The sequence below is a fragment of the Achromobacter sp. D10 genome (assembly GCF_035282245.1).
GTDB classification, from domain to species: Bacteria; Pseudomonadota; Gammaproteobacteria; order Burkholderiales; family Burkholderiaceae_B; genus Achromobacter; species Achromobacter insolitus.
In genome coordinates, this window is record NZ_JAYJLE010000001.1 from 997,930 (window position 1) to 1,014,850 (window position 16,921).

Genomic DNA, 16,921 nt, shown 5'->3' on the forward strand with positions numbered 1-16,921 from the left:
AATCATTGTTTGGAAAACGGACATGAGCGAATTCACGTTGCATGATCTCCAATGCTTCGACGCCGTGGTGCGCGCCGGTGGCTTCCAGGCGGCCGCGGCATCGCTGCACCGGTCGCATCCGGCCGTATTCGCCGCGGTCGCGAAGCTGGAGCGGCAGTTGGGCTTGGCCCTGCTGGACCGCAGTGGCTATCGCGTGGCCCTGACTGCCGCGGGGCAGTCCTTCCATGCGCGCGCGCAGTCGCTGCTGCATGAGCTGACAGCTTTGCGCGCGCACGCCGAACAGCTCGCCATGGGAGATGAAACCGAGCTTCGTGTCGTGATCGGCGATTTCTGTCCGCGCCCGTATGTGCTGGGTTTGCTGAGCCGCTTTTTTGCGGACTGCCCCGCCACCCGCCTGGATCTTTACTTCGAGGCGGTGTCCGGCCCGCAGGAACGCCTTCATGACGGCGAGGCCGACCTTATCCTGCATCGCGTGGACAAGAAGGATGCCCGCATCGAATGGGTGGACCTCGCCAAGGTGTCTTTCGTGCCCGTGGTAGCGCCGGGCTTTCTGCGCGAGCCCGTGCCACGCGTCCTCCGGCCCGCGCTGCTGCGCGACTACACGCAATGCGTCATGCGTGATACCGCGAGGCACACGCCGCCGCAAGACTACTTCACGGTGGAAGGCGCGCGCCAATGCACGGTGGCGGATCAGTTGATGAAAAAAGAGATCATCCTGCAGGGCATGGGCTGGGGGCACTTGCCGCGTTTTCTCATCGAAGACGAGCTGCGTGATGGCAGCTTGCTTTCCATTGCAAACCGCCAACTGCCGGGCAGCGTCGAAGAACTGGTCATGGCGCGGCGCGCAGATCGGGCGCAAGGCCCGGTCTCGACCCGCTTGTGGCAATACCTGCGGGACGCCGCGCCAGCGCTGCGCCGCGCGTTGGCATCGAGCCGCGGCCGCTAAGGGAAAATACGCATGGCATAGCGCCACACGCTTCTTCAGAATGCCTTCCAGACGCGAGTTCGTCTTCAAATTTTCGCCGACTGCCAGTGTTGCCAGTCAGGCGTAGGGCAAAAAGGCCCGAGCCGGAATATCCGGCTCGGGCCTTTTCGTTTTCCGTTTGTCTATCGCTTTTCTTCGAATGGCGTTTCGATGCGCCGTGGGCGGAGCTTTGCCTGAAGAAACGAGGACGCTGCGGGCGGACGGCAGTCGTCGTGATGTGGTCGGCAAAGGCGCCTGCCCAATCCCGGGCAGCTCAGGGCTTGCTTGCAAGCCCTAGCCGGAGGCTTGCCTTCAGAAACGCACAGGAGCGCAATGATGAGCGTATACAACCGCCGCCGCTTTCTGCAGCACAGCGGCTCCATGGTCATACTGAGCGCCGCGTCGGGGATGGCAGCCTTGCCCCGCCAGGCATACGCCCAAGACACCGTCAAACTGGGCCTGCTGCATTCGCTGTCCGGCACCATCGCCATTGCCGAGGCGTCTCTGGTGGATGCGGAGAAATTGGCGATTGAAGAGATCAACGCCGCTGGCGGCGTGATGGGCCGCAAGATCGAACCGGTGGTCGAGGACGGCGCCAGTGAAAACGCCGTGTTTGCCGAAAAGGCTCGCAAGCTGCTGGACCGGGACAAAGTCGCGGCCATCGTGGGCTGCTACACCTCGGCCTCGCGCAAGGCGCTGCTGCCAGTGCTGTCACGCAGCAAGGGCCTGCTTTACTACCCCACCTATTACGAGGGACAGGAGCAGGACGCGCGAGTGTTCTACCCGTCGCAGGAAGCCACGCAGTCCGTGATCGCGGCAGTGGAATGGATGGCGCGTGAAAAGGGCAAGACCTTCTTCCTGGTCGGCTCCGACTACATCTATCCGCGCACCTGCAACAAGATCGCCAAGCCGGCCATCGCCCGCATGAACGCCAAGGTGGTGGGTGAAGAATACGCACCCCTGGGACATACTGAGTTCTCTTCCATCATCAACAAGATCAAGGCAGCCAAGCCAGAGTGCATCTACAGCACGGTGGTGGGCGGCTCTAACGTGGCGTTCTACAAGCAGCTGCGCGCAGCCGGCCTGGATGGCACGCGTGTCGTGCTGCTATCCACGGTGGTTTCCGAGAATGAGATTGAAGGCATCGGCAAGGACAATGCCGCGGGCTACTACGCTTGCATGGGCTATTTCCAGAGCCTGCAGAATCCGGCCAACGAAAAATTCGTCAAGGCCTTCAAAGCAAAGTACGGCCAGGACCGCGTCATCGGCGATCCCATGGAGGTCGCCTACAACAGCGTCTACCTGTGGAAGCTGGGCGTGGAGAAGGCCGGCTCCTTCGAACCCGACAAGGTGATCGCGGCATCGGCGGGGCTCACGCTGCAGGCGCCCGAGGGCACCGTGCGCGTGCATGAAACCAACCATCACGTCTGGAAGAAGGTGCGCGTGGGCCGGGCGCGGCCCGATGGGCAGTTCGACATCGTCTGGGAGTCGGCGGATCTGATCGAACCCAATCCCTTCCCGAAGCTGTAGACCACGCCTGCGCGGATATGCGCCAGGCCCTTGGCCGGCGGCCTCGCCGCCGGCGCAGCCAGGAACCCGACCATGAATCTCGATATCGCCGCAATGCAGCTTTTCAACGGGATCAGCCTGTTCAGCATTCTCCTGCTGATGGCGATCGGCCTGGCCGTCGTGTTCGGGCTGATGGGCGTCATCAACATGGCGCATGGCGAGTTGATGGCCATGGGGGCCTACACGACCTATCTGGTTTCGGTCGCGTTCCAGCACTGGGCGCCGGGTTGGATGGACGTCTATCTGTTCGCGGCCATTCCGCTGGCGTTCCTGGTTACGTTCGCATTCGGCTATGTGCTGGAACGCGGCTTCATCCGCTGGTTCTACAACCGTCCGCTGGACACGCTGCTGGCGACCTGGGGGCTAAGCCTGATCCTGCAACAGGCCTACCGCTCGATATTCGGGGCGCAGGAGGTCAGCGTGCCGCTGGCTTCCTGGCTCAGCGGCGCATGGGAGCCGACCCCCGATCTCCAGTTTCCGCTGAACCGCATCTTCATCCTGGGCCTCACGCTGCTGGTGGCCGTAGGCGTGTATCTGTTGCTCTACCGCAGCGCGTGGGGACTGCGCGTGCGCGCCGTCACCCAGAACCGTGCCATGGCGGGCGCTGTCGGCATCAACACGCGGCGCGTGGATGCGCTGACTTTCGCGTTGGGCTCCGGGCTGGCGGGCATTGCCGGGTGCGTCTTCACCATGATCGGGTCGACCAATCCCGGCACTGGCCAGCTCTATATCGTCGATTCGTTCATCGTGGTGGTGTTCGGTGGTGTGCAAAGCCTGCTGGGAACGGCATTTTCCGGCCTGGCCATCGCGCAATCCCAGACCACGCTGGAATACCTGATGAGCGGCTCGATGGCCAAGGTCACGATCCTGGTCCTGGTGATCCTCGTGCTCTATTTCCGCCCGAACGGGCTGTTCGCCAACAAGACTCGGGGGTGACGCAATGAAGGCCCTGCATCGGAGAACCGAAGAACTCGCGATCCTGCTGGTCGCGGCGTTGATCCTGGCCGTCCTGCCGCTGTCGCTGGATCCGTTCCGGCTGAATCTGGTCGGCAAGTACATGGCGTTCGCATTCGTCGCCATCGGCATCGTGCTTACCTGGGGCTACAGCGGCGTGCTGAGCCTTGGACAAGGCATATTCTTCGGCCTGGGCGGGTACATGATGGCCATGTTCCTGAAGCTGGAGGCCTCCGCGCCCGAACTGCCCGACTTCATGGTGTGGAGCAGCGTGGAAAGCCTGCCAGTGTGGTGGCAGCCGTTTCATTCGCTGACCTTGACGCTGCTGTTGATCGTGGCCTTGCCTGGCCTGGCCGCCTATCTTTTCTCGCTGGCCATTTTCCGCAAGCGGGTAAGCGGCGTGTATTTCGCCATTGTGACCCTGGCCTTGGCGATGACGCTGACCGTGCTGATCGTCGGCCAGCAGGGAGACACCGGCGGCGCCAACGGTATCACCGACTTCCGTACGCTCCTGGGCTGGGACATCGTCGGCGACGAGGGCAAGCTGGGCTTGTACTTCATCGAGGCCGGCGCGTTGGTCGTGGCGATGTTGGCGGCGCTGGCGATCGTGCGCAGCCGGCTCGGCAAGATCCTGATCGCGATCCGCGACCGCGAGGACCGCGTGCGCTTCTCAGGCTACGACACGGCGCACGTCAAGGCCTGCATCTTTTGCGTGGCCGCCGTCCTGTCTTCCATCGGCGGCGCCTTCTTCACCTTGCAGGTGGGGCTGATCTCTCCGGGAGCGATCGGCGTGGTGGCCTCGATAGAGATGGTGATCTATGCGGCGGTCGGCGGCCGCCTGTCGATTCCGGGCGCCGTGGTCGGTGCCTTGCTGATCGGCTTCCTGAAGTCCTATCTGTCCGAGACCTTTCCGGAAGTGTGGCTTTACTTCCTGGGAGCCATCTTCATCGCGGTCGTCGTGATCATGCCTAATGGGCTGGCCGGCGTCTTCGGCCAGATTCAGGCGCGCCGCGCCGCGGGGAGCGCACGATGAGCGCCACCCTGGACCTGCAGGAGCCCGCCAGCATGAATATGAGCAGCGACCGCCCGGCGCCTGGCGCCATCCTGAGCGTCGAGGAGCTGACCGTTTCGTTCGATGGATTCCGGGCAGTGGACGGCCTGAGCCTGCGTGTGGCGCAGGATGAGCTGCGCGTCATCATCGGCCCGAATGGCGCGGGCAAGACCACGCTGCTGGACATTATCTGCGGCAAGACCAGGCCGTCCGCGGGCCGCGTGATGTTCCAGGGCCGCGACCTGGTGCGGATGGCGGAATTCGACATCGTGCGCGCCGGCGTGGGGCGCAAGTTCCAGACGCCCTCGGTCTACGAGGACCTGACGGTGCTGGAGAACTTCGAGATCTCGCTGCCTAACGCGCACGGGGTGGTTCGTTCGCTGCGGTTTCGGCGCACGCAGGAAATCCGCGAACGCATTCAGGACATGGCTGGACAGGTGTTCCTGGAAGACCGCCTGGCGGAGAAGGCGGGACGGCTGAGCCATGGCCAGAAGCAATGGCTGGAGATCGGCATGCTGCTGATGCAGAACCCGCAGTTGCTGTTGCTGGACGAGCCCGTGGCCGGCATGAGCCCGCGCGAACGCGAACAGACGGCGGAATTGCTGGCGCGTATCTCGCGCGGAAAATCGATGGTGGTCATCGAACATGACATGGACTTCGTCAAGCGCATCGCGCACAAAGTCACCGTGTTGCATCAGGGGCGTTTGCTGAGCGAGGGCACGGTGGCCGAGGTGCAGGCCGATCCCCGCGTACTGGACGTGTACCTGGGCCATTGAAGAGGAGGATGCGCCATGTTTCAGATCGACAGGCTGAACGTGAGTTACGGGGAGTCCCATGTCGTCCACGACGTGTGCTTCGACGTGGCGCCGCGGGAATCCGTGGCCATCATGGGCCGCAACGGCATGGGCAAGACAACCTTGCTCAAGGCACTGATCGGCATGCTGCGCTCGGGCTCGGGCAGCATACGGCTGGACGGCGTGGAGTTGGCGGGCATGGAGAGCTACCAGCGCGTGCGCAACGGCCTGGCCTTCGTGCCTCAGGGCAGGATGATCTTTCCGTTCCTGACCGTGGAGCAGAACATCCTGGCGGGCGCCGAACGCAGCGGACTGAAAGCCGTGCCGGATTACCTATACCGTTTTTTCCCTGTGTTGCAGGAGATGCGGCGGCGCAAGGGCGGCAATCTGTCCGGAGGACAACAACAGCAACTGGCGATTGCCAGGGCGCTGATTTCCAACCCGCGCGTCCTGATCCTGGACGAGCCCACCGAGGGCATCCAGCCTTCCATCATCAAGGACATCGCGCGGGTCTTGAACGCGTTGCGCGAGGAGCGCGGCTTCGCCATCGTCGTGTCGGAGCAGATGCTGAGTTTCGCTTTGGATCTGGCCGACCGGTTCCTGGTGATCGACCGGGGCCGAATCGTGCACGAGGCCTGCCGCGAGAGCCTCGACCAGGACAAAGTCAGATCTTTCCTGACGGTATGACCGTCAATCACCGAGGAGCATTGTCATGAGACACGGAGATATCTCCAGCAGCAACGATTGCGTGGGCGTGGCCGTCGTGAACTACAAGATGCCGCGGCTGCATACCCGAGCGGAGGTGATGGAGAACGCCCGCAAGATCGCCGACATGGTCGTGGGCATGAAGCGCGGCCTGCCCGGAATGGATCTGGTCATTTTCCCCGAGTACTCCACCCACGGCATCATGTACGACGCCAAGGAAATGTACGAAACCGCGTCGGCGATTCCGGGCGAAGAGACCGCGGTGTTCGCCGATGCCTGCCGCAAGGCCAACGTGTGGGGCGTGTTCTCGCTGACGGGAGAGCGCCATGAAGAGCATCCGAACAAGGCGCCGTACAACACGCTCATCCTGATGAACAACAAGGGCGAGATCGTGCAGAAGTACCGCAAGATCATGCCGTGGGTGCCGATAGAGGGCTGGTACCCGGGCGACTGCACCTATGTATCGGAAGGTCCCAAAGGCCTGAAGATCAGCCTCATCATCTGCGACGACGGCAATTATCCGGAGATCTGGCGCGACTGCGCCATGCGCGGCGCCGAACTGATCGTGCGCTGCCAGGGCTATATGTACCCCGCCAAGGACCAGCAGGTCATGGTGTCCAAGGCCATGGCGTGGATGAACAACGTCTACGTGGCGGTGGCCAATGCCGCCGGCTTCGACGGCGTCTACTCCTATTTCGGCCATTCCGCCATCATTGGCTTTGACGGCCGCACGCTGGGCGAATGCGGCGAGGAAGACATGGGCGTGCAGTACGCGGAGCTCTCCACCAGCCTGATTCGCGACGCGCGCAAGAACATGCAGTCGCAGAACCATCTGTTCAAGCTGGTGCACCGCGGCTACACCGGCAAGATCAATTCGGGCGAAGAAGCCACAGGCGTCGCGGCCTGCCCATACAACTTCTACGCCAACTGGATCAACGATCCGGAGGGCACGCGCAAGATGGTCGAGTCCTTCACCCGGTCCACGGTGGGCACGCCGGAGTGCCCCATGGACGGCATTCCCAACGAGGCCGCCAAGCATCGCTAGGCGCGCTTGCCCACTATCCCGTCCGTCCGGCCTCCCTCGCTGGACGGGCGCTTGCCGAGGACTTGAACCGTGCCGTCTCCGCTCGATACCTACCGGATTGCGCAAGAACCCTTCTATCGCTCCACGGGGCGGGAAACCGCGCTGTATGAGCATGCATACGCGCATCGGTTGCCCATGATCCTGAAGGGGCCCACCGGCTGCGGCAAGACACGCTTCGTGGAATACATGGCCTGGAAGCTGGGCCGTCCGCTGGTCACGCTGGCATGCAACGAGGATATGACGGCCTCCGATCTGGTCGGCCGCTATCTGCTGGATGCGGACGGCACCGCGTGGCACGACGGCCCGCTGACCTTGGCGGTGCGCCATGGCGGCATCTGCTACCTGGACGAGATTGTTGAAGCCCGCCAGGACACCACGGTGGTCATCCATCCGCTGACCGATGCGCGGCGCATCCTGCCTCTGGACAAGAAGGGCGAGGTGGTGCGGGCCCATCCTGATTTCCAGTTGGTGGTCTCGTACAACCCCGGCTACCAGAGCAGCGCCAAGGATCTCAAGCCTTCCACACGGCAGCGCTTCGTCGCGCTGGATTTCGATTATCCGGAGCCCGCGCGCGAGGCGGAAATCGTGGCGCACGAAGCCGGGATCGATGCTGAGCTGGCGGACCGGTTGGTGCGGATCGCGCATAGTTCGCGCGAGCTCAAGCGCCACGGCCTGGACGAAGGAGTATCGACCCGCATGCTGATCTACGCCGGCATCTTGATCCGCGACGGCGTCAGCCCCGCCGAGAGCTGCGACATGACGATGACGCGTGCCCTGACCGATGATCCTGACATGGCGGCGGCGCTGAGCGCGCTGGTCGACGCAAACCTGGAATGAACATGCGAATCGTCCTGTCCCAGGGGGAAGGGGCCGGCACCGGCGGTCGCCTGACAGGCGCGCTGGACGAAAAGCTGCGTCGCCTGGCTGCGCGCAGCGGCGAGGATCAGGCGGCCGAGGCTCGACGTTGGATTGAAGCGCTGTACCAAGAGGACGCCGAATGCGGCGCGGCGGTGGTTGACCGGCTTGACCAGCTGATGGCCACGCTTACGGCCGGCGGGCTGGGGCGCTGGATGCTGGCAGGCCTGAGACGCTATGAACGTCAGCCTGGCCCCCTGCGCGCCTACTTCGAGTTGCGCGACGCCTACGCCCGCGAGGCTTTGAATGGCGAGGCGGGCGCGCAGGAGCTGGAAGCCGCGCAGGCGAGGCTGTCATGGCTGCTGTGCGGCCTGTCGGGCAGGGCGATGACCGTCGAGGCCTTGCGGCGTCCGGCGCTGGACGGTCCGCCCTCGCGTCCCATTCTTGCGCAGGCCCACCTGTTGGTGCCGGACAGCTATACCGTGCTGGACGGCGCCGACCGCTGGGCGCTGTATCGCGCCGCCGTCGCGCATGCAGCGGCCCATCTGCGTTACTCGCCGGCGGCTCAGCCGGTCCTGAGCCTGAAACCCATGGGCGTGGCAGTCGTATCCGCCATCGAGGATGCGCGGGTGGAGCGGCTGCTGATGGCGGACTATCCCGGCGTGCGCCGCTGGTTCCTGCCTTTCGTGCCGCCTCCGCCCGAGCCGGCCGACCTGGGGTTCGCAGCGCTGGTGCAACGCATGAGCCGGCTGTTGATGGACCCGACGCTGCGCGATGACAACCATTGGGTGAACAAGGCGCGGATGCTGTTCGAGGCGCAGTCAGCCAATCTGCGCGATGTGGCGGCTTTTCGCGGCCTGGCGTCGATACTCGCGAACGATCTGGGCCAGATGCGGGTGCGCTTCAATCCGCAGCAGTACGCCGTGCCGGTTCCCTACCGTGACGACAACGCCTATCTGTGGAATTACGGGGATGCGGCCGAGCCGCCGCCCGCGCTGGCCTTGGGCACGCAAGGGATCGCGCCCCAGCGTGGCGATGCGGCGCCGCAGGACCAGGAGGGCCTTCCGCAAGCCGGCGGAGAAACGGAGTTGGGCCGCTATCGCTATCCCGAATGGGATTACAAGCTGGGTCGCAACCGCCCGGACTGGTGCACCGTGATCGAGAAGCTGCCTGGTTGGAGTGGCGCTTCGCCGCCCACGCCGGCCGGTCGCGCTCACCGCCTGGCCTTGCCGCAGTCGCGCCGGCTGAGCCGCGCGCGCCGCCTGAGGCGGCAGTGGGAAGGGGATGATATCGACCTGAACGCCGCGATAGAGGTCCTTATCGACCGGCGCCTGGATCTGGCCCCGGACGCGCGTTTCTTCATGCGGCCAGGGAGCCAGCCCTGCGCCAGCAGCACCCTGGTGCTGTTGGATCTTTCGGCATCCGCCAATGACCGGGCGGCGGATGGCGGCGTCACGGTGCTGGACCTCGAGAAGCAGGCGGCGATGTTGCTGGCGCAGGCGACATCCGGAGAAGGCGACCGGATCGCCGTGCATGGATTCTGCTCGGATACGCGGTCGGCTGTGTACTACTACCGTTTGCTGGATGCCGGCGACCTCGTAGCCGCGGCGTTGGATCGCATCGGCGCGGCCCAGGCCCGCTACTCGACGCGCCTGGGCGCAGCGTTGCGGCATGCCGGCGCGCAGGTGCTGCTCGTTCCGGGAGAGCGGCGCGCCATCATCGTCGTGACCGATGGCGAGCCTTCCGATGTCGATGCGCATGATCCGCGCTATCTGACGGACGACGCGCGCGAGGCGGTGCTGGACCTGCGCCGCCAGGGGGTGAGCGTGTATTGCGTGGCGCTGGACGCGAAAGCCGAGCCCCAGCTACGCGCCATGTTCGGGTTCCGCGGCTACCGCATCGTGACGAATCCGGCGGCGTTGCCGCAGGCTTTGGTTCGTGCGTATGCCAGGACAGCGCAATGACGACCCCAGGAATCCACGTGTTGACGGCGGCTGCGACTGTGCTGAAACTGATGAACTCGAAAAAGGATGGATGGCCGCGGCAGCGGCCGTCTCGATCATGGCAAACAAAGATCCTATCCGCGTAGGCGTGTTGTTTTCCGAAACAGGGGCCACATCGACGATAGGCCGGTCCCAATTGCATGGCACCTTGCTGGCCATCGACGAGATCAATGAGGCGGGCGGGGTCGATGGCCGCGAAATCGTGCCGCTGCGGTACGACCCGAGGTCGGATCCCGCCACCTACAGCGTGCTGGCGGAACGACTGATCACGCAAGACCGCGTGAACGTCATATTCGGCTGTTATATGTCCAGCAGCCGCAAGGCGGTGCTGCCCGTGGTCGAAAAGTGGAACCGCCTGCTGTTCTATCCGACCCTGTACGAAGGGTTCGAGTTCTCGAACAACATCATCTACACCGGCGCCGCGCCGAACCAGAACAGCGTGCAGTTGGCGGAGTTCATGACCGCGAACTTCGGCGCCCGGGTCTATCTGATCGGGTCGGACTACATCTATCCCTACGAGTCCAATCGCATCATGGGCGAGCTGGTGCTGCAACGGCAGGACAGCGCCAAGCTCGGCGAACGCTACGTGCCCTTGACCGCGACGGAACGCGACTACCGGGAGATCCTGGACGACATCCGCAACAAGCGGCCGGACTTCATTTTCTCCACCGTGGTGGGTAACTCCACGGCCTGCCTGTATCGCGCCTACGCGGACGCGGGCTTCGATCCGAAGACGATGCCTATCGCCAGCCTGACGACGTCCGAGGCGGAAATCTCCCAGATGGAACCCGAGGTGGCGGCCGGCCACTTCACCTCCGCGCCTTACTTCCAGTCCATTGATTCAGACATCAATCGGCGTTGCCTGGAACGCTTGCGCCGGCGCTTCGGCCACGACTGCGTGCCCAACCTTTGCTGGGAAGCGGCATATTTCCAGATGCACATCTTCGCCAACGCCTTTCGCGACACCGGCACCGACGAAATCGCGCAGATCCTGCCGCGAGTGCTGCAAAGCGAATTCCAGGCGCCGCAAGGCCGCGTGCGCATCGACCCGACCAATCACCACACCTGCCTGTATCCCCGTGTCGGCCGGGTCAACGCCAAGGGCCAGTTCACCATCGTGCGCGAGGCTACGCGGCCCGTGCATCCCGATCCGTACCTGGTCACCCATTCGCTGGGCGATTGGACGGCCACCTTGAGCTCGCTGGATATCTGATGGGCGATACCGCCAGCCGCCAACGCGCGGAGCGCGCGACGCCTTCCTTGCTCAAGGACCTGCGCACGCTGCGGATCGCCGTCTATCATCCCGACGATGCCGACGGCCGCCAATTGACGCAGCAGTTGCAACGGATAGGCTGCCAGGTCCAGACCTTCTGGCCGCCGGCGCCCACGTTGCCGGTGGGGCTGGATGCCGTGTTCCTGGCAGTGCGTCCTGACGTAATAGACCTGGGGTTCGAATGGGCCAAGAGCGAAGACGCGCCCATGGTCATCGCTATTGTCACGTACGAGAATCCGACCATCGTCGAGGCGGTGCTGCGCATCGGCGCAAAGGCGGTGTTGCCGTCGCCGGTGCGCTCATTCGGCCTCTTGTCTTCGCTGGTGGTGGCGCGCCAGGTATACGACGACATCAAGTCGCATGCCCGGCGCCTGCGTAAGCTCGAGGGCAAGCTCCTGGGCGTGCGCCGCATCGCGGAAGCCAAGAGCATCCTCATGCGCACGCGCAACGTCACCGAGGATCAGGCCTACGACCTGATCCGCGAGCAAGCCATGAATAAGCGCGTCACCACCGAGGAGATCGCGGGCGCCATCGTCAACGCCAACGAGATCCTGTCGCTGGGCAAGTAGGACGCGCCGCGCGGGCTTAGTACTTGCCCGTGAGCAGTTCGCCCGCGTTGGGCACGCGCGCTTCCAGGTCCAGCACCTTCAACATCCGGTAGACCGTTGCCGCGGCTGCGGTCAACACCGGCAGGCCCAGGCGGTCCTGTACCGGCTGGATCGACGCCAGCGATGGCATTTGCACGCAGGCGGACAGCACCACGGCATCGACGCCGCGCGTGTTCAGGCGCTCTACATGGCTGGCCGGTGCCATCGGATCCTGCGCGCCGACCTTCAGATTGTCGGGAATTTCCAGAGACAGGCTGTCCTGCACTTCGATGCCTTCGTTTTCGATGTAGTCCACCACCAGCTTGGTCAGCGGCTTCATGTAAGGCGTCAGGATGGAGACCTTGCGCGCGCCAATGGCGTGCAGGCCCTCTACGAGCGCTCCGGCGCTGGAGATCACCGGCGCCGGCGCGCCGTTGTCCACGGTGGCCTGGTGCAGGCGCTCTTGCGAAACGCGGTGGTAGCCCAGGCCCTGGCTCATGATCGCCACCAGGCAGGCGTAACCCAGCACGTCCACGCGCGCGTCGGACAACTCCTGCGCGCAACGGTCGGACTCGCGGTCCATCGAAGCCAGTTCCGCAGCCGTCACCTGTTTCATGCGCATGCGGCTGGAGTGGAACGTGAAGCGCTCGGGCGCGATGGTCTCGCGCAGGCGCAACATGGCCGGGATTTCCGTTTCCATGGTGGTGTTGGAACTGGGCACGATCTGGCCGATGCGCAGGGCGCGGGGAGATGTGGTCATGGCGATGCTCCTCGGAAGGCGTAAGAGGGCCGGCTCGCCGCGGTGCGCGGGCAGCCAGCTGCGAAATGCGGGTATCACGGGGGCAGTGCCTGCGACGGCACGCGCTTGTCTTGTTGCAGGTCCCCGGATGTTGTCGTGTGCACTATTGGCAAGACTTATTCTGGTCGCCGGGAACGATATTTTCCAATATAGTTTTTATCTGGTTTGATATCTTTTCCAAATAACTGGCCGCCATGGAAATCCGCCAACTCCGTTATTTCGCCGTGCTGGCCGAAGAGCTGAACTTCACCCGGGCCGCGGCGCGCCTGCATATTTCGCAACCGCCGCTCAGCCTGCAGATCGCGCAACTGGAGCGCGAACTCGAGGTCAAGCTGTTCGACCGCAACAACCGTCGCGTAACCCTGACCGAGGCCGGCGAAGCCTTCCTGAACGACGTGCGCGCGCTGCTCACCAGCCTGAAAGACGCCACCGTGCGTGCCCGCGCCGTGGACCAGGGCCTGGCCGGCCGCATCGAGGTCGGCCTGTCCGGTTCGCACTTCATGGGCCCCGTGCCGGCGCTGATCGCCCGCTACAAAGCCTCCCATCCCCAGGTCTCGGTCCTGCTCAACGAAATGAACCCCGCCGCGCAACTGGACGCGCTGCGTGGGCACCGCATCGACGTCAGCATCTCCCGCACCGCCGTCGACGACGAGGAACTGCAGTCCATCCCCCTATGGCCCGATCCCGTCGTGGCCGTGCTCCCCAAGGGCCATACTCTGGCGACACGCAAGCGGCTGGAACTGAGCGACCTTGCGGGCGACGCTTTCGTCATGCTGCGCCAGGACACCTCCGCGTTTGCCCGAGCTCTGGCCCAGACCTGCGCCCGCGCTGGCGTGACCCTGTCAGTCGCGCAAACGGTCGCCGAAGTCCCGGCGCAACTGGCCTTGGTTGCCGCAGGCTTGGGGGTGGCCCTGGTCCCGCGCTCCACGTGCCGCCACGCTACCGACCGCATTGCCGTCTGCACGCTGCCCGCCGACATCGCCCGCGCCATGGTCTACGCCGTGACCCGTCGGCAAGGACGTAGACGAGCGCTGGATACGTTCCTGCAAACCGCCGCGCAAATGAAGGAGGCATGATGGCAACCGCGCAGCGTCCTCCGAAACTGCAAGACCTTGCGTAAGCCCCCAAAGGCCGCCCGCGCGGCCGGCCGGGGGCGGGCCCCGCAAGATCTTCGCCGCCATAGCAGACCGAGGCGAGAACCCGAAGCACACGATACGTCCCGGCGTTCGCGAAGATTCAAACAACCGAGTCTGGCGCGGCGGCCCGCCCGGGGGCGCGGGGCGTCGATAAGCCCAAGGGAATCCGTAGGGAGCCGAAGGCGGACGATGACGCAGGGGCAGTCCGGAGCGAAGGCTCCGGACCGCAATCGTTGCCCTGCGCCACCGGGCGGGCCGCCGTGCCGGACGGACCAAGAAAAAAGGGCCGCCCAAAGACGGACCCTCCCAAAAAACCCGCAATCTCAACTCGTCAACACACAATCCAACGCCTCCGGCGCACCCAACCGCACCCGGAACTCCCGCAACTCATCCCGCCGGAACACATGCACGGTCACGCGATCTCCCGCCCGGTACTGCGCCAACAGCAGTTCCAGCCCGGCCGGCGCATCCACCCGCAAGCCATCCACCGCCACCAGCACATCCCCGGCCGACAATCCACCCTTGTGCCCCGCACCGCCTTCCAGCACCGTGGCCAGCACCAGCGATTCTCCCTGCTTGCGCGTACGCACATCCAGTGAAGGAATATTGGCCGTGGGCTTCCATTGCAGCTTGATGCCCTGGGGCTCCAGCAGTTCCGCCAAAGGCACATCCGCCGTCCCGTAGGCGTGGCGCGCGATAAAGCGGCGCGTGTCCACGCCCGTGGCTTCCAGAATCAGCGCCGGCAGTCCATCCTCCGGCAACCCTTGCGGCTTGCCCTGGTAGAAGTCACGCCCATAGCGGCTCCACAGCAGACGCATCACGTCGTCCAGCGAGCGCGCGCCGTCCGTTTCCCGGCGGATCAGCAGATCCAGTCCCAACGCCACCAGCGCGCCCTTGGTGTAATAGCTGACCAGGGAGTTCGGCGAGTTTTCGTCCTGCTTGTAATAGCGAGTCCAGGCGTCGAAGGAACTCTCCGCCACCGATTGCTTCTTGCGGCCCGGCGTGCGCGCGACGCTGGTGATGGTCTTGGCGAGCAGGCGCAGGTAGTCGGGTTGCGTGATCGCGCCCGAACGCAGCAGCAGCAGATCGTCGTAATAAGACGTGAATCCTTCGAACACCCACAGCAGCCGCGTCAGGTCGGGTTGCGAAAGATCGTAGGGAACAAAGGCTTCGGGCTTGATCCGCTTGACGTTCCACGTATGGAAATACTCGTGGCTCACCAGGCCCAGAAAGCCGCGGTAGCCTTCGCCCTGACCCTGTTGGCCGATTACGGGCAAGTCCTTGCGGGCGGTCATCAGCGCCGTGCTGGCACGATGCTCCAGTCCGCCATAGCCGTCGCCCGTGACCATGGTCATGAATACGTAGCGGTCTGAACTGTCCAGGAAGGGTGCGCGCTTGCTGCGCGGCTCGAAGAATGCGATCTGGGTTTCGCAGATCTTGCGCACGTCTTCGGTGATGCGGGCCAGGTCCAGATTGGGCGCGACCCCGGTGAACACCAGTTCGTGCTCGGCGCCGTGCGCCACAAAGCGCGACACCTGGGGCGTGCCCATTTCCACCGGATGGTCGATCAGCGCGTCGTAGTCCGGTGCCAGATAAAGCCCGAAGCCGTGACGGCGGGCGGCGCCCTTGTGGCCGCGGGCTTCCGGCAGGCTGGTGTAGACCTTCCAGTCTGGAGTCGAGCGTGGCGGTGCCAGGTCTATCAGGCAGGGCAGATGGTCCTGGCCGTGTACGCGCAGGAACACGCTGGTGCCGTTGAAGAAGCCGTGGGTTTCATCCAGATGCGCGCCGCGCACCGACAGGTCCCAGGCGTAAACCTCATACTCCACGCGCAGCGGACCCTCGCAGGGCGCGGCTTGCCAGGTGTGGTTGTCGAGCTTGTCGACAGGCACGCGTCGCGTGCCCGAATGGGCCGTCAGCGATTCAATCTGGCGGGAGAAATCCCGGATCAGGTAGCTGCCCGGAATCCAGGCCGGCAGCGACAGGCGCTGACCGTCGGGGGAGGGGGCTGCGATGCTTAGGGTTATCCGGTAGCGGTGTCCGGCCGGATCGTGGGGCGCAAGGCGGTAAAGTAGCGGCAGAGCGTTGTCTTTTTCCATGGCCATATCTTACTTTCATACTTCTTCGGAGACATCAATGAGCGAGTCGTTTGTGCTGGTCGAAACCCGGGGCCGCGTCGGCCTGCTGACGCTGAACCGCCCCAAGGCCCTGAACGCCTTGAACGATCAACTGATGAATGAGCTCGGCGCGGCGCTGCTGGCGTTTGAAGCCGACGCCGATATCGGCGCCGTCGTCATCACCGGCAGCGAAAAGGCCTTCGCCGCCGGCGCCGACATCGGCGCCATGAAAGACTGGTCCTACATGGATGTGTATGGCAGCGAATACATCACGCGCAACTGGGAAACGCTCAAGCGCATCAGGAAGCCCGTGATCGCCGCCGTGGCCGGGTACGCCCTGGGTGGCGGCTGCGAACTGGCCATGATGTGCGACATCATCATCGCCGCCGATACCGCCAAGTTCGGCCAGCCCGAAATCAAGCTGGGCGTGATCCCGGGCGCCGGCGGCACCCAGCGCCTGCCGCGCGCGGTGGGCAAGGCCAAGGCCATGGATCTGGCGTTGACCGCTCGCATGATGGGCGCCGAGGAAGCGGAACGCGCCGGCCTCGTGTCGCGCGTGGTCGCGGCCGACAAACTCATGGAAGAGGCCATGGACGCGGCCACCGTCATCGCCTCGATGTCGCTGCCGTCGGTCATGATGGCCAAGGAATGCGTCAACCGCGCATTCGAGGGTTCGCTGAACGAGGGCCTGCTGTTCGAGCGCCGCGTGTTCCATTCGCTGTTCGCCACGGAAGACCAGAAGGAAGGGATGGCCGCTTTCACTGAAAAGCGCAAACCGGACTTCAAACACCGTTAATCCTTGTTACGCCCGGGTCCGCTGCCCGGGCGACTCTGGATTTGCCCCCCGCGCCCTGCCAGGGCGCGTTTTCTTTTACGCGACTCCTCGCCCGGGCGTTGCGCCTTGAAACGGTTCGGCAGCACCTTGTTGCAGTGTTCGGTCCTATCCTGAAAAAGCGTCACCTCGAGGTGCCGCGCCAGAGAGGCTTGCCCGAACTGGCAAGTCCGGCGCGGCGGCTCGCTTGCAGACAAAATC

Annotated in this window: 15 protein-coding genes; 13 read left to right on the top strand and 2 right to left on the bottom strand. The window is 64.4% G+C overall.

Annotated elements, in window-relative coordinates; all coding sequences use genetic code 11:
* Positions 1–22: 22 nt before the first annotated feature.
* The 11 genes from VCS63_RS04795 (at position 23) to VCS63_RS04845 (ending at position 11,821) form a co-directional block, all read left to right on the top strand.
* Complete coding sequence (locus VCS63_RS04795; protein WP_063961379.1) at positions 23–946, top strand: LysR family transcriptional regulator; 924 nt, start codon at positions 23–25, stop codon at positions 944–946.
* A 354-nt stretch (positions 947–1,300) separates the two neighbouring features.
* Positions 1,301–2,494, top strand: a complete 1,194-nt coding sequence (gene urtA, locus VCS63_RS04800) for an urea ABC transporter substrate-binding protein (protein WP_042795579.1) — start codon at positions 1,301–1,303, stop codon at positions 2,492–2,494.
* Between the two features lie 72 nt (positions 2,495–2,566).
* On the top strand, positions 2,567–3,469 hold the full coding sequence (gene urtB, locus VCS63_RS04805) for an urea ABC transporter permease subunit UrtB (RefSeq protein ID WP_063961375.1): 903 nt from the start codon (positions 2,567–2,569) through the stop codon (positions 3,467–3,469).
* Positions 3,470–3,473: 4 nt separating this feature from the next.
* Entirely contained in the window at positions 3,474–4,520 is a 1,047-nt protein-coding gene (gene urtC / locus VCS63_RS04810) for an urea ABC transporter permease subunit UrtC (RefSeq protein ID WP_063639295.1), read from the top strand.
* Positions 4,521–4,552: 32 nt separating this feature from the next.
* Entirely contained in the window at positions 4,553–5,314 is a 762-nt protein-coding gene (gene urtD, locus VCS63_RS04815) for an urea ABC transporter ATP-binding protein UrtD (protein WP_082884500.1), read from the top strand.
* Between the two features lie 15 nt (positions 5,315–5,329).
* Positions 5,330–6,019, top strand: coding sequence for an urea ABC transporter ATP-binding subunit UrtE (urtE, locus tag VCS63_RS04820; RefSeq protein ID WP_253636453.1), 690 nt, complete (start codon positions 5,330–5,332; stop codon positions 6,017–6,019).
* A 25-nt stretch (positions 6,020–6,044) separates the two neighbouring features.
* Positions 6,045–7,082 carry an aliphatic amidase gene (locus tag VCS63_RS04825; RefSeq protein ID WP_042795576.1) on the top strand — a complete coding sequence of 346 codons (1,038 nt, stop codon included), beginning with the start codon at positions 6,045–6,047 and terminating at the stop codon, positions 7,080–7,082.
* Between the two features lie 69 nt (positions 7,083–7,151).
* A complete protein-coding gene (locus tag VCS63_RS04830) occupies positions 7,152–7,958 on the top strand; it encodes a CbbQ/NirQ/NorQ/GpvN family protein (RefSeq protein ID WP_063639297.1) in 807 nt (268 codons plus the stop codon).
* Between the two features lie 2 nt (positions 7,959–7,960).
* Positions 7,961–9,940 carry a nitric oxide reductase activation protein NorD gene (locus VCS63_RS04835; RefSeq protein WP_323878623.1) on the top strand — a complete coding sequence of 660 codons (1,980 nt, stop codon included), beginning with the start codon at positions 7,961–7,963 and terminating at the stop codon, positions 9,938–9,940.
* A gap of 97 nt (positions 9,941–10,037) precedes the next feature.
* Complete coding sequence (locus VCS63_RS04840) at positions 10,038–11,192, top strand: transporter substrate-binding domain-containing protein (protein ID WP_042797434.1); 1,155 nt, start codon at positions 10,038–10,040, stop codon at positions 11,190–11,192.
* Positions 11,192–11,821 (top strand): ANTAR domain-containing response regulator, encoded by a 630-nt coding sequence (locus tag VCS63_RS04845; RefSeq protein ID WP_042795573.1) that lies wholly within the window; start codon positions 11,192–11,194, stop codon positions 11,819–11,821. Before VCS63_RS04840 ends, VCS63_RS04845 begins: the two co-directional genes overlap by 1 nt.
* A 16-nt stretch (positions 11,822–11,837) precedes the next feature.
* On the opposite strand, the gene VCS63_RS04850 is transcribed toward VCS63_RS04845, so the two are convergent.
* Positions 11,838–12,599: an Asp/Glu racemase gene (locus tag VCS63_RS04850; RefSeq protein ID WP_323878627.1), complete on the bottom strand. Its 762-nt coding sequence runs from the start codon at positions 12,597–12,599 to the stop codon at positions 11,838–11,840.
* Between the two features lie 233 nt (positions 12,600–12,832).
* On the opposite strand from VCS63_RS04850, the gene VCS63_RS04855 reads away from it, so the two are divergent.
* Positions 12,833–13,714, top strand: coding sequence for a LysR substrate-binding domain-containing protein (locus tag VCS63_RS04855; protein WP_063639300.1), 882 nt, complete (start codon positions 12,833–12,835; stop codon positions 13,712–13,714).
* A 383-nt stretch (positions 13,715–14,097) separates the two neighbouring features.
* On the opposite strand, the gene VCS63_RS04860 is transcribed toward VCS63_RS04855, so the two are convergent.
* The gene (locus tag VCS63_RS04860) at positions 14,098–15,876 is read right to left on the bottom strand and encodes a M61 family metallopeptidase (RefSeq protein ID WP_416379179.1); all 1,779 of its coding nucleotides are present in this window, start codon (positions 15,874–15,876) and stop codon (positions 14,098–14,100) included.
* A 31-nt stretch (positions 15,877–15,907) separates the two neighbouring features.
* On the opposite strand from VCS63_RS04860, the gene VCS63_RS04865 reads away from it, so the two are divergent.
* A complete protein-coding gene (locus tag VCS63_RS04865) occupies positions 15,908–16,684 on the top strand; it encodes an enoyl-CoA hydratase (protein ID WP_006386761.1) in 777 nt (258 codons plus the stop codon).
* The last annotated feature ends 237 nt before the right edge of the window (positions 16,685–16,921 follow it).